Source organism: Amycolatopsis sp. lyj-346 (assembly GCF_046548975.1).
Lineage (GTDB): Bacteria > Actinomycetota > Actinomycetes > Mycobacteriales > Pseudonocardiaceae > Amycolatopsis.
Window position 1 is genome coordinate 43,772 of sequence record NZ_JAJPWT010000005.1, and the last position, 22,791, is coordinate 66,562.

Sequence of the window (22,791 nt, forward strand, 5' to 3'; positions counted from 1 at the left end):
AAACACGAGGAGGACCCGCGATGGCCGCCGTCACCTGGCTACGCAGCCCCATCGGACGCGCCGACGTGCACTGGGCCACCCGGTGCGGAACGAAATCCATCCTGGTGCTCGTGCCGCACATCGTCGCCGGTACGCGCCTGCTGGACCTGCTGCCCCTGCTCGAAGCCGACCACCGCGTCCAGGTCGCGTTCACCGATCCCGAAGCCGGCGAAAACTGGCAGGCCACGCATGATTTCCTGCGCGCACAGGGCGGCACGGTGCTGCCGTGGGCTCAAGCCCGCCACAGCGACGTCGACCTCGTGCTCGCCGGCAGTACCCGCGGCCTCGACGATCTGACCGCGCCGGCCCTGCTGGTTCCGCACGGTGGCGGGCTCGGGCAGTACCGGGCCTGGCGCCCTCCCCCCGCCACCGCCCGGCCGCACGACCCCCAGCTCGGTCTCGGCCCCGACCAGCTGATCCGCGAAGGACGGGTCCGCGCCGACGCGATCGTCCTCGTTCACGACCAAGAGCGCGACCTCCTCGCCGAGATCTGCCCACGGGCCGTTCCCGCCGCGGTCGTCGCGGGTGACATCGCCCTCGACCGCATCGCCGCCAGCCTGCTTTACCGCGACCGATATCGGCATGCCCTCGGCGCCACCGGCGACCAGCAGGTCGTCGTGGTCACCTCGACCTGGTCGCCCCGGTCCGCGTTCGGTCGTCACCCTGATTTGTTCGACCGTGTCCTGGCCGCGCTCCCCCGGGACGGCTACCGCGTCGTCGGTGCCCTGCACCCCGCAATCTGGTCCCACCACGGGAGCTGGCAGATTCGCTCCTGGCTCGCGGCCTCCCTCCGTGCGGGACTCGTCCTGCTGCCACCCGAAGAAGGGTGGCGTGCGGCCTTGGTCGCTGCTGACCACCTGATCGGGGACTACGGATCCGTGACCGCTTACGGCGCCGCGGCGGGCGCGTCGATCCTCCTCGACGACAACCCCGGCCAGCCGCTCCTGTGCGGCACCCCGGCCGAGGTTCTCGCGCGGCACGCACCCCTCTGGCGACCCGGCCGGCCACTGGAACCCCAGCTGCGCGCGGCCACCGAGGCACGTGACGCCGCCGGACTGCCCGGCCTCGTCCAAGGCCTCCTGACCTCACGTCCCGGCGAAGCCGGGCTCATCCTGCGCCGTACCTTGTACCGGCTGCTGAACATTCCCGAGCCCGCGCACGCCGTCCCGGTCGCCCCGGTGCCGCTACCGAATCCGGTGACAGCATGACTTTTCCCGCCTCTGACCTGACGACGTGGCACTACACCTGCGGCCACCGCGAGGGCACGATGGTCACCGGCACCCATGGGGACCGAGCCGCACTCGCCGACGCGGTGATCTCCCCGGGCTGCCGGTGCGAAGCCGACGGACGAGCGGCAGTGGCCGGGGCCTTCGACCGGCTTCCCGGGCTCACCTTGGCCGTCGTCCCGATCCGCTCGACCGGGCTGCTGCTCGGCGACCGCCGTGGCGACACCATCCTCGCCGGTTACGGAGAGGCGGAGGCGGCCGCGGTCGCCGCGTGCGTGTGGCTGACCACCGGACGGCCGTTGAACGCCCTCACGGCAATCAGCGGCATGGCGTGCCACCCCGATCGGATGCACGCGGACGCTCCCCTGCTGTTTCTCGTCGCGGGCGAACTCGGTGGTACGGGCAGTACGCCGGCGCCCGATGGCGAGTTGCGGTCCACTACCGGGAGATCGGCGAGTGCGCCCACCATGAGGTTCAGCAGCTCCGCCGCCGTGGACGTTGCCGAGCGGAGGCCCTCCAGCGGGGACTGGACTTCGGCGCTCAGGCGGAACTCGCGTTTCCGGTGGCGGTGCCTGCCGCCGAGGAGGTTCGTGCCGTAAACCGGCCGGACGCCGCCGCGGGCGGCCCCGCGAGCACGCCGAAGCCGTGCTCGTTCCCCGAGACCGCCCTGCACCACGCCGCCGCTCGCCGGGCGGGAACACCCGCTTTGGAAGCCCCCCGCGGTGACCGTGGGGCCGCGATCGGGGCGCTGTTCACCGCCGGGGCGGGCCGCCCTCTGCCGAGCTCATTCGCTGGGTGAAGCGGGCCGCCACGTCGCGGAGCTTGATGTTCGTGTGCTGGGACTCCACGATCAGCCGGTGCATCGCCGCGTCCTCGGTGACCCGGTGGATCAGCATCAGCATGCCCTTGGCCTGCTCGATCACCGCGCGTGTCTCCATCGCGTTCCGCAGCTCGTCCGCCAGCCTCCGGGCCTCGCGGTACCGGCGGGTGAGCCGCAGCACCGTCTCCACACACAAGGTGAACAGCCGCAGCACCTTCGTGTCGAACTCGTGGTAGCCGTGCGTCTCGAAGCCGAACAGCGTGATCGCGCCCACCAGGGTGTCGTCCACCCGCAGCGGGACCGCCAGGTAGCTGCCCACGCCGTGTTCCTTGGCCGCGGCCACGAACTCGGGCCACTGATCACCCGTCTCGGCGACCGCCACCCGCACCACCTCGCCCGTCAGCGCGGCGAGCAGGCCCGGACCGTCGCCCGCCGCGTACTGGACGTCGTCGATGCGCCGGGCTCGCTCGTCGGTGACGGCCGCGGTCTGCGTCACGCCGTCGCGGACGACCATGATGCTGGCCAGGTCCGCGTCCGGGACCACCCGGACCGCCTCGCCGCAGACCGCGTCGAGCAGACCGGGTGTGTCGGACATCGATTCGAGGACCCCGACGAGATCGGCCAGGACGGCGTTCAGCTCGTCGACCCGCTCCGCCATGCCGTCGCCAGTGGTCGGCAAGGCCCACCCCTCCCATGCGTCAAGCGGCGAGCACAGGATGAGCTCGCCAGCAGCGTCAACAGAGACCACCGCTGGCGTTTCAACGGGTCCGGACGAATTCTACCGGCCACCGGACCCGGTTTGACGTCGGCCGCGCCGGGTAGCCCGTGAGCATGGACAATCCGGCTGTTGACGACGAGTTGTGGACGGAGTTCCACCGGGTGGTGAACATGACTTCGCGCGAGCTGGAGGACTGGCTGCGCACGCGCGACGCGGGCCCGGAGACCGAGCCGCTCCCCGACGAGGCGGGCCCGCCGACGGGCCACCAGGTGCTGGGCGTCCTGCGCAAACGGCGGTCCGACGTGGACGGCCGCGACGCGGACGTGATGCGCGAGGTGGTCGACCGGGTGCACTCCGAACGCCGCGACGACCTCGAGCCGACGGCGGGCGAGGCGCACTGGCGCCACCGCCTGATGTCGATCGGCCACGACCCGCTCAAACCCGCCTGACCAGAGCGCCCCAAGGTGGCCTTGGTTGCGTTCAACGCACCCAAGGTGGCCTTCGGTGCGTTGAACGCACCGAAGGCCACATTGGGGCGCTTGAAACCGGGGGCAGGCGTCAGCCGGTGATGGCCTGCCAGCGCTGGTTGGGGCCGTTCGTCGGCTTGTACAGGCCGATCCGGGCGCCGTCCTCACGGGACTCGCCGGGGACGTCGAGCAGCTGGCCGCTCGCCGCGTTGACGAACGTCCAGGTGCCGTCACCCGTCGTGGACAGCGTCCACTGCGCCGCCGCGTCGCACGTGCCCGCCGCGGCCAGTGTCACCGCGCCGCCCGCCGTGCTGAGCACCTGGCCCGTGCCGGTGTTGGTGATGGTGAACCGGTCGCGGTTGCCGTAGCGGCCCGTGCGGTCGGTGAGCGTCCAGCGCTGCGCCGCCGCCGAAGCGTCCGTCGTGCGCTGAACCAGCGTGCCGTTCTCCGCCGACAGCGACTTGCCGCTCTGCACGCCGGTGAAGGTGACCGGCTTGCCCGAGCCGATGCCCGTTCCGGCCGCCGTCGAGGAGACGCCGTCGACGAGGAAGCTGGTCACCGAGCGCGCCGGCACCCGCAGTGTCGCCTTGCCCGCGGTCACCCGCACCGGCTTGCCCCGCTTCAGCGCCCCGGTGACGTCGGTGACGACCGGCGTCACCGACGCGCCCGGACGGACGTTCCGGAAGCCCGTCAGGTCCAGGGTGACGTCCTGGTCGGCGGCGTCGGCGTTGGTGTGCACGACCGTCGCCAGGTCCTCGCCGCGCATCGCGGCCGTCGACGCGGTGTCGTTCACCCCGACCAGCCGGTCACCCGGCCGGATGTAGTGGGTGAAGTTGCGCATCGTGTTGTACTTGGTGTTCGTCTTGATCTGGCAGGTCTGCAGCGTGGCGTTCTTCGGGCAGTCGAACGGGACCTGGATCTCGCCCCAGTTCATCCCGGCCGCGGACTCCCCGCCCGGCTTCATGTTGTTGTAGTCCTCGATCGGCTGCCAGCTGACCCACGCGCTCGGCTCGAGCAGCCGCAGGTCGTCGGTGATCTGCTTGGCCATGCCGAGGCCGGGATCCATGTCCGTGAAGTCCTGCCGGTCCAGCCAGCTGCCGCCGACCTCGCTCATCCACAGCGGCTTCGCCGCGCCCTTGGCCAGGTCCCGCGCGACCGGCCGGTTGCCGGTGCCGTAGGTGTGCACGTTGAGCCGGCCCGCCGCCGCGCGGGCGTCGGCCGACCAGCCGGCCCAGTCCGCGGCGAAGATGTCCGGGTTCGTCTCGTCGGGCGCCGAGACGATCGACCGCGAGCCGGCCGCCTTGAGGGCGCCGGCCATCGCCGGGATCAGCTGCGACTGGACCGCCGGGCCGATGTGCGCGCCTTCCTGCCGCCCGCCGGTCGGGTTGCCGTCGGCGCCGAGCGTGGTCTTCCAGTAGTTCGTGTTCGGCTCGTTCAGCGGGTTCACGGACGCGAACTTGATGCCGTGCGCACGCTCGAGGGTGCGCACCACCTGCGTCATGTACGCCGTGAAGTCGCCGATCTTGTCGGACCGCAGCTGCTCGTCGGTGGCGTTGAAGCCGCCGGAGACGTAGCCGGACACGGTCTGGAAGTACGGCGGCGAGTTGCTGAACGCCTCCCACTTCGTGACGCGGTTCTTGATCTTGTCGACCCACCAGCGCTGGTTCGGGTCGGCCTTCGGGTCGAATTCGGCCGGGTCGCCGGGGGTCCACCAGTCCTTGTCGGCGCGGGTGGTGCCGGCGGGTGCCTTCCACCAGCCCGGAATCGCGCCGCCCGCGCGCAGGTACGGCGGGACGTCGGGCGCGTTGCCGCCGCCGACGTTGAACCGGGCGATGTTCAGGTTCAGCCCGTCGGGACCGAAGACCAGGTCCGCCAGCTTGTTCCGGATGGCGTCGGGGTAGCCGCCGGTCGCCTCGGCCATCCAGGCCAGGCTGGCGCCCCAGCCGTCGAACGGCTGCTGCCGGTACGTCGGGTCCGGCTTCACCGTGACGGCGGTGGCTGCTTCGGCGGGCGCGGCGACGACCGCGCCCCCGATCAACGGTACACAAAGGACGGTGAGCAAACGCCGCAGGTTCATCGTCGAAACTGCCCTTCGGTGCGGTGGGAACTTTCTCAGGCTTCGGTGTGGCCGAGCAGCGGCCGCGGCACGAACCGGGCCGCGGGGTCGAGCATCGTGCCGAGTTCGAACACGACCAGTTCGTTGGTGCCGGCCCGGACCACCGGGCGCGGCACGTACAACGTCCGTTGCGGACCGCGCCGCCAGTACCGGCCGAGCGCGAACCCGTTGAGCCACGCGACGCCCTTGCCCCACTCCCCGGTGTCGAGGAACAGGTCGGCGGGCTCGTCGACGTCGATCTCGGCGCGCAGCACCACCGGACCGGCCACCGGACCCGCCACGGCCGCCGGGTGCGACGACCGCAGTGAAGGCAGCGCGGCCAGGTCGAGCGGCAGCACGTCCCAGCCGGTCAGCGGCTCGCCGTGCAGCGACGCCCCGCCGATGATGCCCTTCGCCTCGCCGATGCGCGGGCCGTAGTCGACGCGGCCCTGGTCCTCGACCAGCACCAGCAGCTCGCCCCGGGCACGCGGCAGCGGGATCGCGCGCTCGTGGTGGTCCCGGCTGAGCGTGCCCACCGGGTCGCCGTCGAAGAACACCGTGGCGCGGTCGCGGACTTCGCCGAAGGTCAGCACGCCGGGGCGCTCGCCCTCGACGGTGGTGCGCAGCAGCGCGAGCTGCGGCATCGGCGTCAGCTCGTCGAACGCCGGCAGCTCCTCGTGGAACTCCCAGGTGCCCCAGCGTTCCGGGGCGTCGAGCAGCCGGACGGGGTCGCGCAGGATCCCGCTCGGCGTCGGCGCGGGGCGGGACGGCGGCGGAACCGTGTCGGGCACCTTGTGGTAGCGGGCGATCACGTCGCGGAAGGCGTGGTACTTCGGCGTCGGGTCGCCGGCTTCGTCCAGCGGCGCGTCGTAGTCGTAGGACGTGATCAGCGGCTGGTAGACGCCCTTGTCGTTGGCGCCGTTGGTGAGGCCGAAGTTGGTGCCGCCGTGGAACATGTACAGGTTGACCGACGCGCCCGCGGCGAGCAGCGCGTCGAGCTCCGCCGCCGAGTCCGCGGCCGAGGTCGTGTGGTGGTGGGCGCCCCAGTGGTCGAACCAGCCGTTCCAGAACTCGCTGCACATCAACGGCCCGGTCGGCTGGTGCGCGCGCAGGATCGCGAGCCGCGCTTCGGCGCCGGAGCCGAACGACGCGGTGCGGTGCAGCCCGTCGAGGCTGCCCGCTTCCAGCATCTCCGGCGTCGGCTGGTCCACTGTGGTCAGTGGCACGGTGACGCCGGATTCGCGCGTGTGCTCGGCAAGCGCTTTCAGGTAGCGCTTGTCGTCGCCGAACGCGCCGTATTCGTTCTCCACCTGGACCAGCAGCACCGGGCCGCCGCGGTCGACCTGGTGCGGGACGACGACCTCGTACACCTTCGTCAGGTACTCGCGCACCGCGTCCAGGTACTTCGGCTCGTACCGGCGCACCCCGACCGACGGGTCGCGGAACAGCCAGGCCGGCAGCCCGCCGTTGTCCCACTCGGCGCAGATGTACGGACCGGGCCGCACGATCGCGTACATCCCGGCGTCGGCGACGAGCCGCAGGAAGCGGTCGAGGTCGAGCCCGCCCGACAGGTCGAACGTGCCGGGCCCGGGGGCGTGCGCGTTCCACGCCACGTACGTCTCGATGGTGTTGAGCCCCATCCGCCGGGCCTTGTCGATCCGGTCGGCCCACAGGTCCGGGTGCACCCGGAAGTAGTGCAGGGCCCCGGACAGGATGCGGAACGGGCGGCCGTCGAGCAGGAAGTCGTGCTCCCCGATGGCGAACTCAGGCATCCGGGCCCGCCTGCGGGGTCAGCTGGAGCACGGTCCAGGACAAGGGTGGCAGTGTCACGGTGATGGTGGTCCCCCCGGAATCGGACGTCGCGGCGGCGCCGGGTAGCGGCACCGGCCGGACCGGTTGTGCGTCGGCGGTGTTGACGGTGTGGCGTGTCTGGCCGTCCGGCGTGGTCAGGGTTTCGGCGGCGTACAACCCGAACCGGGTGCCGCGCAGGCGGATGCGCACCTCGGTCGGCGACGCCGTGGCGCGGTTGGTCAGGAACACCGCTCCGCGCCCGGACTCCTCGACCGTCGCGGCGGCGTCGACGAGATCGACTTCGCCGTGCTGCGCGGTGCGGAGCGGCTCGCCTTCGACGGCCAGGCGCAGGCTCGCCCCGCCGGCCAGCGCGGCGACCTGCCGGAACGGGTGGAACGTCGTCTGCCGCCACGCCGGGCCGCCGGGCTCGGAGCGGATCGGCGCGATGACGTTGACCAGCTGCGCCTGGTTCGCCATGGTGACGCGGTCGACGTTGCGCAGCAGCGAACTGAGCAGCGAGCCGACGACGACCGCGTCGGTGACGGTGTAGGTGTCCTCGATGATCCGCGGGTGCTGCCGCCAGCCGTCCTCGGCGAGCTTGGCCTGGTCGACCTCGTTCCAGCGGCGCAGGTCCCAGACGTTCCACTCGTCTACGCTGATCCCGATCTTCTTGTCGAGTCCCAGCTCGGCGAGGGTTTCGTCGATGACGCCTGCCGTCGTGGCGATGTAGCGGTCCAGCGCGGCCGCGCTGGCCAGGTAGCTGTCGGTGTCGCCGTGCAGTTCCTGGTAGTAGGCGTGCAGCGAGATGTGGTCGACCAGCTCGGCGGTGTGGCGCAGCACCGTGCGCTCCCACGAGCCGAACGTCGGCATGTCGGCGTGCGAACTGCCCGCGACGACCAGCTCGACGTCCGGGTCGATCATCCGCATCAGCCGCGCGGTCTCCGCGGCCAGGCGCCCGTACTCGTCGGCCGTCTTGTGGCCGATCTGCCACGGGCCGTCCATCTCGTTGCCCAGGCACCACAGCTTGAAGCCGAACGGGCGGTCGGCGCCGTTGGCGCGCCGCCGCTCGCTCAGTTCCGTGCCGCCGGCGTGGTTGCAGTACTCCAGGACGTCGGCGGCCTCCTGGATGCCGCGGGTGCCGAGGTTGACGGCGTACATCACCTCGGCACCCGCGGCTTCGGCCCACGCGACGAATTCGTGCAGGCCGAAGCGGTTGGATTCCACGCTGTGCCACGCCGGATCCAGCCGGACCGGCCGGGTTTCGGCCGGTCCGACACCGTCTTCCCAGCGGTAGCCGGAGACGAAGTTGCCACCGGGGTAGCGGAGCACGGTCGGGCCGAGTTCCCGGACCAGCTCCAGCACGTCGCCGCGGAAGCCGCGGTCGTCCGAGGTGGCGTGGCCGGGCTCGTAGATCCCGGTGTACACGGACCGGCCCATGTGCTCGACGAACGAGCCGAAGAGGCGACGCGGGACCGGGCCGATGACCTGGCCCGCGTCGCCTTCGATGTGGACGGTCACCCCGGTCATCCCGCGCTGACCGTGAAGCCCTGCTGGTTGCCGTAGTCGATGATCGACTGCTGCCAGGCCGCCAGCCCGGCGTCGAGCGGCGTGCCGTTCAGGTAGGCCTTGCCCGCGGTGTCGCTGAAGACGCTGTTGGCGTAGGTCTGGTACGGCAGGTAGGTCCAGCCCGGGGCGACGTCCTTCGACGCCTGGGTCAGCACCTGGTTGATCTTCTGGCCGGCGAAGTACGGCACGGCCTGGTCGACGAACGCGGGCGAGGTCAGGTCGGCCGTGGTGGACGGGAAGCCACCGCTCTTGATGAACGGCTGGACGCCGCCGCCGTGGTTCAGCCAGCGCACGAACGCCGCGGCCAGCGCCGGGTTCTTGCTCTGCTTGAGCACGGACTGGGTGCTGCCGCCGTTCTCCGCGGTGACCGCCTTCTGCCCGTCGTAGGTCGGCATCGGCGCCACGGCCCACTTCCCGCTGGCACCGGCCACCGAGGAGATGAAGTTGCCCGGCATCCAGGCACCGGTGACCAGGGAGGAAACGGTGCCGTCACCGAGGGCGCGGAACCAGTCGTCGGACCACTCCTTGACCGGGGCGAGCAGCTTGCCCTGGATCAGCTGGTCCCACATCGCGGTCCACTTCTTGGTGCCCGCGTCGGCCAGGTTGACCTTCACGTTCCGGCCGTCGACGGTGAACGGGTGCCCACCGGCCTGCCAGATCATGCTCAGCACGAACCCGGGGTCACCGGTGTCCGAGGTGATGTACTTGGTGGGGTCGGCGGCGTGCAGCTTCTTCCCCGCGGCGATGTACTCGTCCCACGTCTTCGGCACGGCGATGCCGTTCTTGTCGAAGACTTCCTTGTTGTAGAACAGCGCCATCGGGCCGGAGTCCTGCGGCAGGCCGTAGAGCCCGTTGCCGTTCTTCACCTGCGCCCACGTCGAGGCGCTGTAGTCCTTTTCGAACGAGCCGAAGCCGAACTGGTTCAGGTCGGCCAGTGAATCGGTCAGCGCGAACTGCGGGAGGGCGTAGTACTCGATCTGCGCGACGTCGGGGGCACCCGAGCCGGCCTTGATCACGTTCTGGAGCTTGGTGTACTCCTCCTTGTTGGTGCCCGCGTTGACGTAGTTGACCTTGACGTTCGGGTATTCCTTCTGGAACGCGGCCACCTGGTCCTTGGCCGACGGGGTCCAGCTCCAGTAGGTGATCTCGCCGCCGGCCTTGAGCGCGGCGTCGACGGAGTCCTGGTTGCCGGTGGCGGCGGCGGGGGCGGTGGACGTGCCCCCGGACGAGCAGCCGACCGCGAGTGCGGCGGCCAGCGCGATGGCGGCGGCCGCCTTGGCGCGGGTGCGGAATCTTGACATCGAATGTCCCTTCACGGCGGTGTGACGGCGGGTTACTGCTTGACGCTGCCGGCGCTCAGCCCGGACTGCCAGAACCGTTGCATGAGCAGGAAAGCGACGACTAGGGGGATGATCGTGAGCAACGACCCGGTGAGGACCAGGTTGAAGATCGGCTGGGCGCCGGCGCCGTTGGCCTGCGCGCTCCACTGGTTGAGCCCGACGGTCAGCGGGTACCACTTCGGCTCGCTGAGCATGATCAGTGGCAGGAAGTAGTTGTTCCACGTCTGCACCACCGTGAACAGCGTGACCGTGATGATCCCGGGGACCAGCTGGCGCAGCGTCACGGTGAGGAAGATCCGCACTTCGCCCGCGCCGTCGATCCGCGCCGCCTCCAGCAGCTCGTCGGGGATCGCGTCGGCGGCGTAGACCCAGATCAGGTACAGGCCGAACGGGCTGATCAGCGACGGGATGATGACCGCCAGCGGCGTGTTCGTCAGCCCGAGCTTGCTGAACATCAGGAACGTCGGCACGGCGAGCGCCGTCGGCGGCACGGCCACGGCCCCGAGGACGACGGCGAACACCGCGCGGCGGCCGGGGAAGCGGTACTTGGCCAGCCCGTACCCCGCCGCCGTGGCGAGGATCGTCGCGCCGCCGGCGCCGACCACGACGTACAGCAGCGTGTTCCCGAGCCAGCGGAAGAAGATCCCGTCGTTGTAGGTGAACGTCTGGCCGATGTTGTCGAACAGCGCGAACGAATCGCCGAAGGACAGACCCGAGGTCGAGAACAGCGACGGCTGGGTCTTGGTCGCGTTGATCACCAGCCACACCAGGGGAACCAGGGTGTAGAGCAGGTACAGCGCCATGAAGCCGGTGAGGACACGCGACTTGCGGGGGTTGGTCACCGAAAACGTGGCCACGTCACATCTCCTTCCGGGAGCCGCGCAGCTGCACGACGTAGGCGATGACCGCGGTGATCACGCCCATCACGATCGCGACGGTGGCGGAGTAGTTGTACTGCTGCCCGTTGAAGGAAAGGTTGTAGGCGTACATGTTCGGCGTGTAGAAGGTGCCGATCGTGTTCGGCACCAGGTTGCGCATGATGTTCGGCTCGTTGAACAGCTGGAAGCTGCCGATGATCGAGAAGATCGTCGCGACCACGATGGCGCCCCGGATCGCGGGGAGCTTGACCGACCGGATCGTGCGGAACGTGCCGGCGCCGTCGATCGCGGCCGCCTCGAACAGCTCCTTGGGGATCACCTTCAGCGCGGAGTAGAAGATGAGCATGTTGTAGCCCACGAACTCCCAGGTGACGATGTTCCCGATCGACGTGAGCAGCCAGCTCGGCGACAACGGCTTGACCGCGGTGCCCAGCAGGTCGTTCAGGTCGGCGGCGAGTCCGAAGTGGTCACCGTAGATGAAGCCCCACATCAGCGCGGCGACCACGGCGGGGACCGCGTACGGCAGGAAGATCACGATCCGGAAGAACCCGGCGGCGTGCAGCCGGGCGCTGTCGATCGCCAGCGCCGCGATCAGCGCGAGCACCAGCATGATCGGCACCTGCACGGCGAGGAACACCAGCACCCGCCGGAAGGACTCCCAGAACTTCGGGTCGGCGAACACCTGGACGTAGTTGTCGACGCCCACGAACACCGTGCCGCCGAAGAAGGCCTGGTCGCGGAAGAGGCTGAGCACGAACGCGTACACGACCGGCGCGATGAAGGTCAGCGCGAACACCAGCATGAACGGGGCGACGAACAGCCAGCCCCGCCATTTCCGCCGCGGCCGGCGGGCCGCGGGTGCCCGGCGCGCCGGCACCGGCGCGGGCGGAGCCGCTGTGGACGTCATCGTCTCTCCGAGTGATCGTGTGCGCCGGGCCTGGACCCGGCGAGATGTTTACGTCAACATGGACGGCCGCAGAGTAACTTGTTGACGTAAACATGTCCAGAACACCAAGGAGTGACCGTGCCGCGCCAGACAGCGACCTCGTCCGCATCCGGCCACGCCGCCCGGCGCCGGGGGCCGTCGATGGCGGACGTGGCTCGCGAGGCGGGCGTGTCGGGCCAGACGGTTTCCCGGGTGGCCAACGGAAAGACGAACGTCGACGACGCGACGCGCGAGCGGGTCCTCGCCGCGATGCGGCGGGTCGGCTACCGGCCCAACAGTGCCGCCCGCGCCCTGCGCAACGGCCAGTTCCGCAGCATCGGCGTGATCATCTCGGCCCTCCCCACGTTCGGCAACAGCCGGACCCTCGACGCCATCGCGGCGGCGGTCGTCCCGGAGGGGTTTTCGATCATCCTGATGCCGGTGACACGGCCGACGCAGGGCGAGGTGACGGGGGCGTTCAGCACGTTGAACGAGCAGGCCGTCGACGGCGTCATCATCCTCATCGAGCAGCACCAGCTCGACCAGAGCGAGATCGAGCTGCCGCACGGGCTGCCGGTGGTGGTGATCGACTCGAGCGCCCGCTACGACTACCCGGTGGTCGACAACGACCAGGCCGACGGCGCGGCCTGCGCGACCCGGCACCTGCTTTCACTGGGCCACGAAACGGTCTGGCACATCGCGGGCCCGCCGCAGTCCTACTCGGCCGAGCGCCGCCGGAAGTCGTGGCAGGCCACTTTGGAGCGGGCGGGCCGCGCGGTGCCGCCGGTGCTGGTCGGGGACTGGTCCCCGGAGTCGGGCTACCGGGCCGGAGTGCGCTTGGCGGCGGACCCGGCGGTGACGGCGGTGTTCGCGGCCAACGACCAGATGGCACTGGGGCTGCTGCGAGCGTTGCACGAGGCGGGCCGCCGCGTGCCGGCCGAGGTGAGCGTGGTCGGCTTCGACAACATGGAGGAATCGGCCCACTTCTGGCCCCCGCTCACCACGATCCGCCAGTCGTTCGAGGCGGTCGGCCACCACGCGGTGAAGGCCCTGCTGACGGAGATCGAAACGGGCACGGAGGCCGGCGAGCCGGTCCTGCTCCCGACGGAACTGATCATCCGCTCCAGCACCGCCGCACCCCCGGCCTGACCCGAAACTGTCGGTCCCCTCCGGTAGCGTGGAAAACGGGGGGCGCCCCCGCGGGCCAAGCGCACACCCGTGATCCACCAGGCATCACCCGTGTCGTCCCCCCAATCACGAGTGTCGACCCCCCAATCACGAGTGATGACCCTTCAATCACACGAGATGACCCTCCAAGCACGCGAACCGGCCGTCCAAGTACACAGGCCGACCCTCCAAGCACGCGTGTCGACCCTCCAAGTACACAGGCCGACCCTCCAGGCACGCGAGGCGGACGCAAACCGGGTCGTTTCAGACGGGCGGGGCGGGGGAATTACCGGCCACCAAGCCGGAAACCCCCGGTAACGCGAACGTCGCAGTGGCGTGGACCATTCGGCCCCGCCCGCGGAAACGAGGCCGTCATGCTCGCCATTCTCGCCGCCGTGCTCTTCGGGCTCGCCCTGCTCATGGAGCTGGCCGGGTTCGGGCTCGGCCCGGTGATCACCACCGGGACGCTCACCACCGCCGGGCTGCTGTGCGTTGCCCTGCACCTGGCCGGCGTCGCCACCGACCGGTCGCGGTTCAGCCGGCGGCGGCGTCGCTGACTCGCCTCAGCACCTGGGCGAACACCTCCGGCGACTGGGCTCCCGCCACGCCGAACCGCTGGTCGATCACGAAGAACGGGACGCCGGACGCGCCGAGTGCGCGGGCCTGCTCGCCGTCCGCCGCCACTTCCGCTTCGTAGGCGTCGGACTCGAGCACGGCTCGCGCCTCGTCGGCGTCCAGACCCGCTTCGGCCGCCAGCTCCACCAGGGAATCGTGGTCGAACAGCGAGCGCCGTTCGGTGAAGTGCGCCTGGTAGAACCGATCGACGACGGCGTCGGCCAGCCCGCGGTCCGCCGCGAGGTGCACCAGGCGGTGGCCGTCGACCGTGTTGCCCATGTGGACGCCGCCGAGGTGGTATTCGAGGCCGTCGGCGGCCGCGCGCTCCTCCATCTCGGCTTCCATCGCGTCCGCTTCTTCCAGCGTCCGGCCGTACTTCTCGGCCAGCACCTCGCGCGTCGGCCGCGAAGTCCCGCGCGGGAACGACGGGTCGAGCTGGAACGAGTGGTGCACCACCTCGACGTCGACACCCACGTCGGCCACCGCCCGCTCGAAGCGGCGTTTGCCGAGATAGCACCAGGGACAGACCAGATCGGACCAGATGTCTACACGCACATCGGCCACGCTAACCGAAGGGGCGCCGCGCACTTCAAGGTAACCGGCGCCCACCTGGACAGCGCACTAGCGGGTGAGCCAGTAGACAACGTCGGGAACCACGATCAGCAGCGCCACCGCGATCCCGTAACGGCTCGCCTTGAGCTGCGGCGCGCGGGAGGCGAACAGGGCGTTCAGGCCGGCCACGACCAGCCCGGCGAACACCAGGGAGACCAGGCCGAGCCCGATCACGATGCCCGCGCCGTCGTCGACCACCGTGGGGTCGACCGAGCCCCACCCGAGCTCACCCGCGAGGACCTGCGCCCCCAGCATCGCGAACGCGACCGGGTAGGCGCACGGAATGGCCAGCAGCAGGTTGAGCGGGACGCCGATCAGCCACACCTGATCCGGACGGAGCTGTCGACGGGGCACCCGCTCATCATGCCGGAGGCGTCGGCCCGGCCGCCGTCCACGGACGCGGCACTAGGGTTGGCCCGGTGACCGTCTCGACCGACGACATCGTCCGGCACGCGGCCCGGCTGCTGATGGCGGGGACGCGCCTCGACCTCGGCCGGATGGCGGCCGAGCTCGGGATTTCGCGCACCACCTTCTTCCGGCGCGTCGGCAACCGCGACGACCTGATGGGCGCCGGGCTGCGCATGCTGTCCGACCGGACCTGGCGGCGGGCGCTCGACGGCTGGCGCGCCGGGCACGGCGACGCGGTCCGCACGCCGGACGGCCGGCTGCGCTGCCTCTGGGTCATGGAGGAGTACCGCCGCGAAGTCGCCGGCAGCGACGGCATGCGCAAGCTGATCGAGGCGGAGTCGGCGGTCGCCCTCCGCGTGCTGACCGATCCGCGCGGCGCCGTCCAGCCCGTACTGGTCGACGCGCACGTCGAGCTCTTCCGGGCCGACGCCGACGCGGCCGGGCTGGCCCCGCTGGTCGGGCTCCCGGACCTGGCGTTCGCGGTGGTCCGGCTCGGCGAGTCGTTCCTCTACTCCGACGTCCTGGCCGCCCGCTCGGTGGACCTGGCCGTGGCGACGACGCTGGTCGACACCTTGGTCCGCGGGGCGATGGAGCCGGTCCGCGTTCACTAAGCGACCGCACAGTTCGTCAGACCACTCCCCCATTCGGAGGATGTGGAACATTTCGCCAAGGTGTTTCATAGGCCACGGGAAAGCGGTTACCCCGCACCCCGCCCGCGGCACCCCTCTTCATTGCCGTGCGCCAGTTCCACCGATCCGCCCGTCTGTGTCCGGGCGCGCTTCCGCCTGCCCGGGGAAAGAGAGCGATCCATGTCCGCACTCACCAGCCCGCCGACGACGTCCGGCCTGGGTGAGAAAATCTCCCGCCACCGTGGCTGGCGCGCCAAGGCCGCCGGCGTGGTGGTGGCCGCCCTGGCGCTGACCACCGGTGCCGCCACGCCGGCGCCCGCCGCCGCGAACCCCTACGAGCGGGGCCCCGACCCCACCACCGCCAGCATCGAAGCCAGCCGCGGTTCGTTCGCGACGAGCACCATCACGGTGTCGCGGCTGGCCGTTTCCGGCTTCGGCGGCGGCACGATCTACTACCCGACGACGACGACCGCCGGCACGTTCGGCGCCGTCTCGATCGCCCCCGGCTTCACCGCCAGCCAGTCGAGCATGGCGTGGCTGGGCCCGCGTCTGGCGTCTCAGGGCTTCGTGGTGTTCACCATCGACACCGTGACCACCAGCGACCAGCCCGACAGCCGCGGCAGGCAGCTGCTCGCCTCCTTGGACTACCTGACGCAGCAGAGCTCGGTGCGGTCGCGGATCGACAGCAGCCGGCTCGGCGTCATCGGCCACTCCATGGGCGGCGGCGGCACCCTCGAGGCGGCGCGCTCACGGCCGTCGCTGCAGGCCGCGGTGCCGCTGACCGGCTGGAACCTGACCAAGAACTGGTCGACGCTGCGGGTGCCGACGCTCGTCGTCGGGGCGCAGTCGGACACCATCGCGCCGGTGTCGTCGCACTCGATCCCGTTCTACAACAGCCTGCCGTCCACTCTGGACAAGGCCTACCTGGAACTGCGCGGCGCCAGCCACTTCGCCCCGAACACGTCGAACACGACGATCGCGAAGTACACGCTGTCCTGGCTCAAGCGGTTCATCGACGACGACACCCGCTACGAACAGTTCCTCTGCCCGATCCCGGGCACCAGCCTGTCCATTTCGGACTACCGCGGCAACTGCCCGCACAACGGCTGACGGCTCAGCCGGGCACGCCGAGGGTGACGACGACCTTGCCCTTGGCGTGCCCGGCTTCCGAGTAGGCGAACGCGGCGCGCAGGTCGTCGAACGGATAGCTCCGGTCGATCACCGGCGTGACCGCCCCACCCTCCACCAACCCGGCCAGCTCGCCGAGGATCGCCGCCTTGTCGCGGCACGCCACCGCGTCCGCGAGCACGACGCGCCGGCGCGCCAACAGCCCCGAGGCCAGTGCCGCGAAGACGTGCCCGGCGGGCTGCACCCAGCGTCCGGCCGGGCCGCCGACCGCGACGAACGTGCCGCCGCGGGCGAGGATCCGGCGGCAGGCGAACACCGATCGGCTGCCGGCGATGTCCAGCACGACGTCGTAGCGGCGGCCACCGCGGGTGAAGTCCTCCGCCCGGTGGTCGAAGACGTGCCCGGCGCCGAGTGAGCGGGCGAGTCCGGCGTTGGCGGCACCGCACACGGCGTCGACCTCGGCGCCGAGCGCCTTGGCCAGCTGGACGGCGAACGTCCCGACCCCGCCGGAAGCGCCGTTCACCAGCACCCGGTGCCCGGCTTCGGCACCGCGCAAGGCGACCAGCGCGGTGACGGCGGCCATCGGCATCGCCGCCGCCTGCTCGTGCGTGAGGTTCGCCGGCATCGGCGCCAGCAGGTCCTCGCGCACGCAGACGTACTCGGCGTGGGCACCCCGCGGCAGGAGCGCGTAGACGTCGTCGCCCGGCGCGAACCGGGTCCCGGCCGTCTCGACCCGGCCGGCCAGATCGCAGCCGAGGACACCCACCGGTGGGCGGCGCAGGCCGAAGCCGCCGGTCATCAGGCGGGCCACGTACGGCTCGCCTCTCAGGAAGTGCCAGTCGTACGGGTTGACCGAAGTGGCGTGGACGCGGACGAGCACCTCGCCGTCGCGGGGTACCGGCTCGGGCACGTCTTCCCAGGTCAAGGTGTCCGGCGGACCGTACGCGCGCTGAACCAAAGCCTTCATGACCACTCCCTTACGTTGTAAGTCTTACGCCGTAAGGTAGCCGCGCGCCGCACCCGTGGTCAAGGACGTCTTACGTTGTACGATCTTCGGCGTGACGACCGAAGCCCGGATCCCGCTGAGCCGGGAACGCGTGCTGCGGGCGGCCGTCGCGCTCGCCGACGAGCACGGGCTGCGGGCGGTGACGATGCGCCGGCTCGCCGAGGAGCTCGGCGCCGAGGCGATGTCGCTCTACTACCACGTGGCCAAGAAGGAAGACGTGCTCGACGGGATCGTCGAGGTCGTGGCCGGGGAGATCAACGACGCGGTGGCCCGCGTGGCCGCCGGCCCGGACTGGAAGCAGACCGCCCGGCGCCGCATCCTCGCGGCGCGGCAGGTGTTCCTCCGGCACCGCTGGGCCCCGGGCCTGTTCGGCACGCGCTCGTCGACGAGCATCGCGGTGCTGGAGTACTACGACAACCTGGTCGGCCTGATGCGCGAAGGCGGCTTCTCGCACGACCACATCCACCACGCGCTGCACGCGCTGGGCAGCCGCGCGCTGGGGTTCAGCCAGGAGCTGTTCGACCCGAACGCCGGTGCGTCGGCGGAGGTGCCGCCGGAACTGGCCGCCCGGCTGCCGAACCTGACCGGGATGCTGGCCGAAATCGCCCACGACGACCCGGACTCGACCCTGGGGTGGTGTGACGACCAGGCGGAGTTCGAGTTCGGCCTGGACCTCATCCTCGACGGCCTGGACCGGCTGCGGGAGCGGTAGTCCACCAGCTGGGACACCGCCGCGGGCGGGGCAGAATCGGCACCGTGTCACGACCACTGCGGAAGCTCGGCTTCCTGACCATCGGCCTGTTCGACGCGGCCGACCCGCGCCGCGGCCACGAGTCGACGCTGGAGATCATCGAACGAGGTGAACGGCTCGGGTTCGACAGCGCCTGGGTGCGCCACCGGCACCTCCAGTACGGCATCTCGTCGCCGGTCGCCGTGCTGGCCGCCGCGTCGCAGCGGACCAGCCGGATCGAGCTCGGCACCGCGGTGATCCCGCTCGGCTGGGAGAACCCGCTGCGGCTGGCCGAGGACCTCGCCACCGTCGACCTGCTCTCCGGCGGACGGCTCAACCCGGGCCTCAGCGTCGGCCCGCCGATGCGCTGGGACGAGGTCAAGCACGCCCTCTACCCGGACACCGCCGACGTCGAGGACTTCTCCTACGACCGCGTGCGGCGGCTGCTCGGCTTCGTGCGCGGCGAACCGGCCACCGGGTTCAGCGGCACCCAGGGGTTCGAGGTGTTCTCGGACCGGGTCCAGCCGCAGGCGCCCGGGCTCGGCGAGCGCCTCTGGTACGGCGGCGCGAGCCTGCGCTCGGCGGAGTGGGCGGGCAAGCACGCGATGAACTTCCTGACCAGCAGCGTGGTCAAGGCCGAAGGCGAGAGCACCGACTTCGCCGGGATCCAGCTCTCGCACATCCGGACGTTCCGCGAGCACCACCCCGCCGGGCGCATCTCCCAGGGCCTGGTGGTGATCCCCACCGACAGCGCCACGCCGGAACAGCGAGCCAAGTACGAGGCCTACGCCGAAAAGCGGCTGCCCCGCACCGCGGAACCCCAGGGCCCCGCGCGGATGCTGTTCTCCCCCGACTTCGTCGGCACGTCCGCGGAAATCGCCGGGCGGTTGCACGACCACGCGGCGTTCCGCGAGGTCGACGAGGTGGCTTTCGCCCTGCCGTTCACCTTCGAGCACGAAGATTACGTGCAGATCCTCACCGACATCGCGGAACGCCTGGGCCCGCTGCTGGGGCGTTGACCTACTTGTTGGTGCCCGGGGTCAGCACCTTGTCGATCACGAAAACCGTGGCGTTCTTCGTGGGGATGTTGCCGCACAGGATCTTCGCGCCGTTGATCGTCATGGTGTCGCCGGAGCCCTCGATCTTCACCGGGCCACCGGCGGTGTTGAGCGTGTCGACCGAAGCGGCCGAGGCGAGACCCTTGCCGTCGTAGCGCTTGCCGACGACGTGGTACTGCAGGATCGGCGCCAGCTCGGCGGGCTTGCCCGCGAGCTCGGTGAACTTGGCGTCGCCGAGCGCGGCGAACGCCGGGTCGGCCGGCGCGAACACCGTGATGGCCTCCTGGCTGTTCAGCGTGTCGACCAGGTTGGTGGCCTTGACCGCCGCCACCAGCTTGGTCAGCAGCGGGTTGGTCGACGCGGCCGAGGCGACCGGCTGCGGGCCCATCGAGTCCAGCGAACCGGGCTCGGTCCCCTGCGGCAGCTGCGAACACGCCGGGCCGAAGACGTCGGCGTTGGTGGTCACGCCGTTGCCGGCACCGGACGCCATGCTGGACGTCGGGGCCGGCACCGACGACGACGGCGAGCTGCTGGAACTGCCCGACGAAGCGGTGTCGCTGCCGCTGCACGCGGTCAGCGAAAGCGCGGCAACGGCGGTGACGCCGATTCCGGCGACACGAAGCTTGGTCACGAAAATCACTCCAATTAGCGGCTGAGAACTACTTCTTGCCCTTGATTCGAACCTGCGGGAAAACCGGATTGCCGCCATTCGGGTGACACGGGTCACCGGGCCGTGAAGGCGATGCTGTGCCACCCCGTCGCGCCGTCGGGGACGGTTCCGGCGCGCATTTCGGTCTGCGTGTACCCACTTTTGTCGATCGCCCGGCAAAAGACCTGGTGACCGCCGGGCGCGAGCTCGAACTCCGCCCACCACATGCGCCAGGTGTCGAGGTTCACCTCGTGCGAGAGCATGGCTTCGCGCCAGGGGCCGTTGTCCATGCGCAATTCGACTTTGGCAATGCCGGTGTGCTGCGCCCAGGCGATCCCGGCGACGCGAACCTTCCCCGAAGAAACGGTTTCAAACCCCTTCGGCGTATCGATGCGCGATTGTGTCTTGATCGGCGCCTCCTGGCCCCAGCCGCGCTTCAGCCAATACGCCTGCCGTGCTCCCCAGGTCGTGACTTCGAGATCGGTCACCCATTTCGTGGCCGAGACGTACCCATACAACCCGGGAATGACGAGCCGGGCCGGGAACCCGTGCTCGATCGGCAGCGGCTCGCCGTTCATGCCGATCGCGAGCATGGCCCCGCGCGTCCGGTCCAGCGCCGCCGCCACCGGGGTGCCGGCCGTCCACCCGTCCACACTGGACGAAAGGAGCTGCTCGGCGCCCGGCCGCACGCCGGCCTCGTCGAGCAGGTCGGCCAGGTCGACGCCGACGAAGTTCGCGGTGGACACGTAGGTGCCGCCGACCTCGTTGGAGACGCAGGTCATCGTGATGGTGCGTTCCACCAGCGGCCGGTTCCGGATGTCGCCGTAGCGGTACCGGACTTCGCGCTCGACCAGGCCGTGCAGCCGCAGGCTCCAGTCCTCGGCGCGCACCTGCGGCACGGTCAACGCGGTGTCCACGCGGTAGAAGCCGTCATTGCGCGTCAGGAACGCCGGGGTGCCCAGCTTCGCGAAATCGGCGTCGGCCGGGATCATCGGCGCGGTCCGGGCCGGGACGAGCCGCCCGACCGCTTCGCGCGACGACGCCGCGTCCCGGCGGCCGGCGAGCAGCTGCCCGCCGAGGCCCGCGAGCCCGGCCGCGGCGACGGCTCCGGCGCCCGCCAGCAGCACCGTCCGGCGCGAGCCGTCCGCGACGGCTTCGCGCCGGCCCAGCCGGTGCAGGACGGCGAACGTGGCCACCCCGGCGACCAGGCTCGTCAGCGGCGCGAGCAGCGCGACCGCGTCGAGGTCGGGCCGCGCGTACACCGCGACGAGACCGACGAGCCCGAACCCGGTGATCACCACCAGCCCCGGCACCGGCGTGCGCCGGGACAGCAGGCCCGCCCCCGCCGCCACGGCCAGCATGACCACGGCCATCCCGGACAGCAGCACGAGCTTGTCGTAGGTGCCGAAGGTGCGGACCGCGAAGTCCTTGAGCCACACCGGGGTCAGATCGATGGCGCCGTTGCCGACGGCCAGGTACGGCGAGGCGTTGACGCCGGCGAACCCGGCGGCGAGGTGGCCTGCCGCCAGTGCCACGGCGAGCGCCAGGACACCGAACAGGGCCGCCGCAGGACGACGCAGGCGGGGTTCGGCCGTTGAGGTGCTCATCGCACTCCTGTCAGAGGTCGGAGGTCAGGCGAGGTCGATCCGGGCGACGGCCGGCGTCGTCGGGCCGGGAGAACCGCCTGCGGGCTCGACGGTGATCCCGATCCGGTCGACGCCCGCCGGCAGGTCGGCGAGCATGGGACGCATCCGGCCCGGCGACTCCGGCTGCATCAGCCCGGCCGAGTGCGCGCCGTCCGGGCCGATCAGCCACACCTGGTAGGCGTGCGCCGCGTCGAGATCGGGCAGGCCGGAAGCGAGCAGGACCGCCTGGTTGCGGCCGCGGGAAACCACGAGCGTCGCGTTGCCCCGCCCGACGCCCTGGATCGCCGAAGCGTCCGGGGCGGCCAGCACCGAGTCGGCCGGGCCCGGCGGCGCGGTCGTGGTCTGCAGGCCGACCGCGACCGCCACCACGGCCGCCGCGGCGGCACCGAACAGCGCGAAGCGCACCTGCCACGTCTTGGCCCGGCTCAGACGCCGGACCACCGGCACCTTCGGCGGCAGCTGGCGGGTGCGGGCCACGTCGGCGAGCACCAGCAGCTTCAGCGACGGCGGCGGGTCCACCGCGTCGGCCACGGCGAGCCGTGCGCCGGTCGCCCGCAGCTCCGCCACCTCCTGGCGGCAGGCCGCGCACTCGCCGAGGTGGTGTTCGAATCCGGCACGGTCCACATCGGACACCGCGTCCAGGGCGTACGCCCCGGTCAGCGTGTGCAGTTCGGCGGTCACCGGTCCACCCCCAGGCAGTCGCGCAGCCGGATCAGGCCGTCGCGGATGCGGGTCTTCACGGTGCCCGGCGCGACCTTCAGCACCTCGGCGACCTCGGGGTAGGTGTAGCCGTTGTAGTAGGCCAGCACGATCGACTCGCGCTGCAGGCCGGTCAGCGCGGACAGGCACTGCCGCACCCGCTGCTGCTCCAGGCCGGCCAACGCGGACTCGGTGACCTCGTCGAACGGCCGCCGCACGTCCATCTGGCCCGCCCGCTCCTCGCGGTCGACGCCGGCCTGGTGCGAGCGCACGCGGTCCACCGCCCGGCGGTGGGCGATGGTCAGCACCCACGACAGCGCGCTGCCGCGCTCCGGCTCGTACCTCGTGGCCTTGCGCCACACCTCCACCAGCACTTCCTGCGCCACCTCTTCGGCCTGTGCGTGGCTGCGCAGCACGCGCGTCGCGAGGCCGAGCACCGGCCCGGCGACGAGGTCGTACAGCGACGCGAACGCCGTCTCGTCGCCCGCCGCCACCCGCCGGAGCAGCTCTTCGGCGCCCGGCGGGGGTGCCGGCGCCCCGTCCGGTTGCAGCCGCAACCGCCCACGCTCACCCATGCCG

At 71.1% G+C, this 22,791-nt stretch carries 23 protein-coding genes; 9 read left to right on the forward strand and 14 right to left on the reverse strand.

Translation table 11 applies throughout. The features are described from left to right. Positions 1-20: 20 nt before the first annotated feature. Together ACLJQE_RS17840 and ACLJQE_RS17845 are read left to right on the forward strand one after the other, a co-directional pair. Complete coding sequence (locus ACLJQE_RS17840) at positions 21-1,247, forward strand: hypothetical protein (protein WP_410640367.1); 1,227 nt, start codon at positions 21-23, stop codon at positions 1,245-1,247. Then, positions 1,244-1,864, forward strand: coding sequence for a hypothetical protein (locus ACLJQE_RS17845; RefSeq protein ID WP_410640368.1), 621 nt, complete (start codon positions 1,244-1,246; stop codon positions 1,862-1,864). The genes ACLJQE_RS17840 and ACLJQE_RS17845 overlap by 4 nt, the downstream gene beginning before the upstream one ends. Before the next feature lie 153 nt (positions 1,865-2,017). Here ACLJQE_RS17845 and ACLJQE_RS17850 read toward each other — a convergent pair whose 3' ends face one another. Beyond that, positions 2,018-2,743 carry an ANTAR domain-containing response regulator gene (locus ACLJQE_RS17850; RefSeq protein ID WP_410640785.1) on the reverse strand — a complete coding sequence of 242 codons (726 nt, stop codon included), beginning with the start codon at positions 2,741-2,743 and terminating at the stop codon, positions 2,018-2,020. A gap of 173 nt (positions 2,744-2,916) precedes the next feature. Here ACLJQE_RS17850 and ACLJQE_RS17855 point away from each other — a divergent pair, with 173 nt between their 5' ends. Further along, a complete protein-coding gene (locus tag ACLJQE_RS17855; RefSeq protein ID WP_410640369.1) occupies positions 2,917-3,252 on the forward strand; it encodes a DUF3140 domain-containing protein in 336 nt (111 codons plus the stop codon). A 109-nt stretch (positions 3,253-3,361) separates the two neighbouring features. Here ACLJQE_RS17855 and ACLJQE_RS17860 read toward each other — a convergent pair whose 3' ends face one another. From ACLJQE_RS17860 to ACLJQE_RS17885, 6 genes are all read right to left on the reverse strand, one after another. Next, entirely contained in the window at positions 3,362-5,308 is a 1,947-nt protein-coding gene (locus tag ACLJQE_RS17860) for a glycoside hydrolase (RefSeq protein ID WP_410640370.1), read from the reverse strand. Positions 5,309-5,382: 74 nt separating this feature from the next. Continuing rightward, positions 5,383-7,137 carry a glycoside hydrolase family 35 protein gene (locus ACLJQE_RS17865; RefSeq protein WP_410640371.1) on the reverse strand — a complete coding sequence of 585 codons (1,755 nt, stop codon included), beginning with the start codon at positions 7,135-7,137 and terminating at the stop codon, positions 5,383-5,385. Then, on the reverse strand, positions 7,130-8,674 hold the full coding sequence (locus ACLJQE_RS17870; RefSeq protein ID WP_410640786.1) for an alpha-N-arabinofuranosidase: 1,545 nt from the start codon (positions 8,672-8,674) through the stop codon (positions 7,130-7,132). The genes ACLJQE_RS17865 and ACLJQE_RS17870 overlap by 8 nt, the downstream gene beginning before the upstream one ends. Before the next feature lie 5 nt (positions 8,675-8,679). Further along, positions 8,680-10,023 carry an ABC transporter substrate-binding protein gene (locus ACLJQE_RS17875; protein ID WP_410640372.1) on the reverse strand — a complete coding sequence of 448 codons (1,344 nt, stop codon included), beginning with the start codon at positions 10,021-10,023 and terminating at the stop codon, positions 8,680-8,682. Between the two features lie 32 nt (positions 10,024-10,055). Further along, the gene (locus ACLJQE_RS17880; protein ID WP_410640373.1) at positions 10,056-10,919 is read right to left on the reverse strand and encodes a carbohydrate ABC transporter permease; all 864 of its coding nucleotides are present in this window, start codon (positions 10,917-10,919) and stop codon (positions 10,056-10,058) included. Position 10,920: 1 nt separating this feature from the next. After that, positions 10,921-11,847 carry a carbohydrate ABC transporter permease gene (locus ACLJQE_RS17885; RefSeq protein WP_410640374.1) on the reverse strand — a complete coding sequence of 309 codons (927 nt, stop codon included), beginning with the start codon at positions 11,845-11,847 and terminating at the stop codon, positions 10,921-10,923. A 111-nt stretch (positions 11,848-11,958) separates the two neighbouring features. On the opposite strand from ACLJQE_RS17885, the gene ACLJQE_RS17890 reads away from it, so the two are divergent. Both ACLJQE_RS17890 and ACLJQE_RS17895 read left to right on the forward strand, forming a co-directional pair. Continuing rightward, on the forward strand, positions 11,959-13,014 hold the full coding sequence (locus ACLJQE_RS17890) for a LacI family DNA-binding transcriptional regulator (protein ID WP_410640375.1): 1,056 nt from the start codon (positions 11,959-11,961) through the stop codon (positions 13,012-13,014). A 392-nt stretch (positions 13,015-13,406) separates the two neighbouring features. Then, on the forward strand, positions 13,407-13,589 hold the full coding sequence (locus ACLJQE_RS17895; protein ID WP_091317050.1) for a hypothetical protein: 183 nt from the start codon (positions 13,407-13,409) through the stop codon (positions 13,587-13,589). Here ACLJQE_RS17895 and ACLJQE_RS17900 read toward each other — a convergent pair. Together ACLJQE_RS17900 and ACLJQE_RS17905 are read right to left on the reverse strand one after the other, a co-directional pair. Continuing rightward, positions 13,567-14,190 (reverse strand): DsbA family oxidoreductase, encoded by a 624-nt coding sequence (locus ACLJQE_RS17900; protein WP_410640788.1) that lies wholly within the window; start codon positions 14,188-14,190, stop codon positions 13,567-13,569. The two genes, ACLJQE_RS17895 and ACLJQE_RS17900, sit on opposite strands and share 23 nt — an antisense overlap. 78 nt (positions 14,191-14,268) lie before the next feature. Further along, positions 14,269-14,613: a hypothetical protein gene (locus ACLJQE_RS17905; protein WP_410640376.1), complete on the reverse strand. Its 345-nt coding sequence runs from the start codon at positions 14,611-14,613 to the stop codon at positions 14,269-14,271. A 65-nt stretch (positions 14,614-14,678) separates the two neighbouring features. Here ACLJQE_RS17905 and ACLJQE_RS17910 point away from each other — a divergent pair, with 65 nt between their 5' ends. Both ACLJQE_RS17910 and ACLJQE_RS17915 read left to right on the forward strand, forming a co-directional pair. Continuing rightward, entirely contained in the window at positions 14,679-15,278 is a 600-nt protein-coding gene (locus ACLJQE_RS17910) for a QsdR family transcriptional regulator (RefSeq protein ID WP_410640377.1), read from the forward strand. A 198-nt stretch (positions 15,279-15,476) separates the two neighbouring features. Then, a complete protein-coding gene (locus tag ACLJQE_RS17915; protein ID WP_410640378.1) occupies positions 15,477-16,406 on the forward strand; it encodes an alpha/beta hydrolase family protein in 930 nt (309 codons plus the stop codon). Between the two features lie 4 nt (positions 16,407-16,410). Here the strand turns inward: ACLJQE_RS17915 and ACLJQE_RS17920 are convergent, their stop codons facing one another. After that, on the reverse strand, positions 16,411-17,391 hold the full coding sequence (locus ACLJQE_RS17920) for an NAD(P)-dependent alcohol dehydrogenase (RefSeq protein WP_410640379.1): 981 nt from the start codon (positions 17,389-17,391) through the stop codon (positions 16,411-16,413). A gap of 91 nt (positions 17,392-17,482) precedes the next feature. Between ACLJQE_RS17920 and ACLJQE_RS17925 the strand changes: the two genes are divergently transcribed. Both ACLJQE_RS17925 and ACLJQE_RS17930 read left to right on the forward strand, forming a co-directional pair. Continuing rightward, complete coding sequence (locus tag ACLJQE_RS17925; RefSeq protein ID WP_410640380.1) at positions 17,483-18,142, forward strand: TetR/AcrR family transcriptional regulator C-terminal domain-containing protein; 660 nt, start codon at positions 17,483-17,485, stop codon at positions 18,140-18,142. Positions 18,143-18,186: 44 nt separating this feature from the next. Beyond that, positions 18,187-19,179: an LLM class flavin-dependent oxidoreductase gene (locus tag ACLJQE_RS17930; RefSeq protein ID WP_410640381.1), complete on the forward strand. Its 993-nt coding sequence runs from the start codon at positions 18,187-18,189 to the stop codon at positions 19,177-19,179. Between the two features lies 1 nt (position 19,180). On the opposite strand, the gene ACLJQE_RS17935 is transcribed toward ACLJQE_RS17930, so the two are convergent. From ACLJQE_RS17935 to sigK, 4 genes are all read right to left on the reverse strand, one after another. Beyond that, positions 19,181-19,849 carry a fasciclin domain-containing protein gene (locus tag ACLJQE_RS17935; RefSeq protein ID WP_410640382.1) on the reverse strand — a complete coding sequence of 223 codons (669 nt, stop codon included), beginning with the start codon at positions 19,847-19,849 and terminating at the stop codon, positions 19,181-19,183. Positions 19,850-19,941: 92 nt separating this feature from the next. Further along, a complete protein-coding gene (locus tag ACLJQE_RS17940) occupies positions 19,942-21,474 on the reverse strand; it encodes a molybdopterin-dependent oxidoreductase (RefSeq protein WP_410640383.1) in 1,533 nt (510 codons plus the stop codon). A gap of 24 nt (positions 21,475-21,498) precedes the next feature. Continuing rightward, the gene (locus ACLJQE_RS17945) at positions 21,499-22,194 is read right to left on the reverse strand and encodes an anti-sigma factor domain-containing protein (protein WP_410640384.1); all 696 of its coding nucleotides are present in this window, start codon (positions 22,192-22,194) and stop codon (positions 21,499-21,501) included. After that, complete coding sequence (gene sigK / locus ACLJQE_RS17950) at positions 22,191-22,787, reverse strand: ECF RNA polymerase sigma factor SigK (RefSeq protein WP_410640385.1); 597 nt, start codon at positions 22,785-22,787, stop codon at positions 22,191-22,193. Before sigK ends, ACLJQE_RS17945 begins: the two co-directional genes overlap by 4 nt. Between the last annotated feature and the right edge of the window lie 4 nt (positions 22,788-22,791).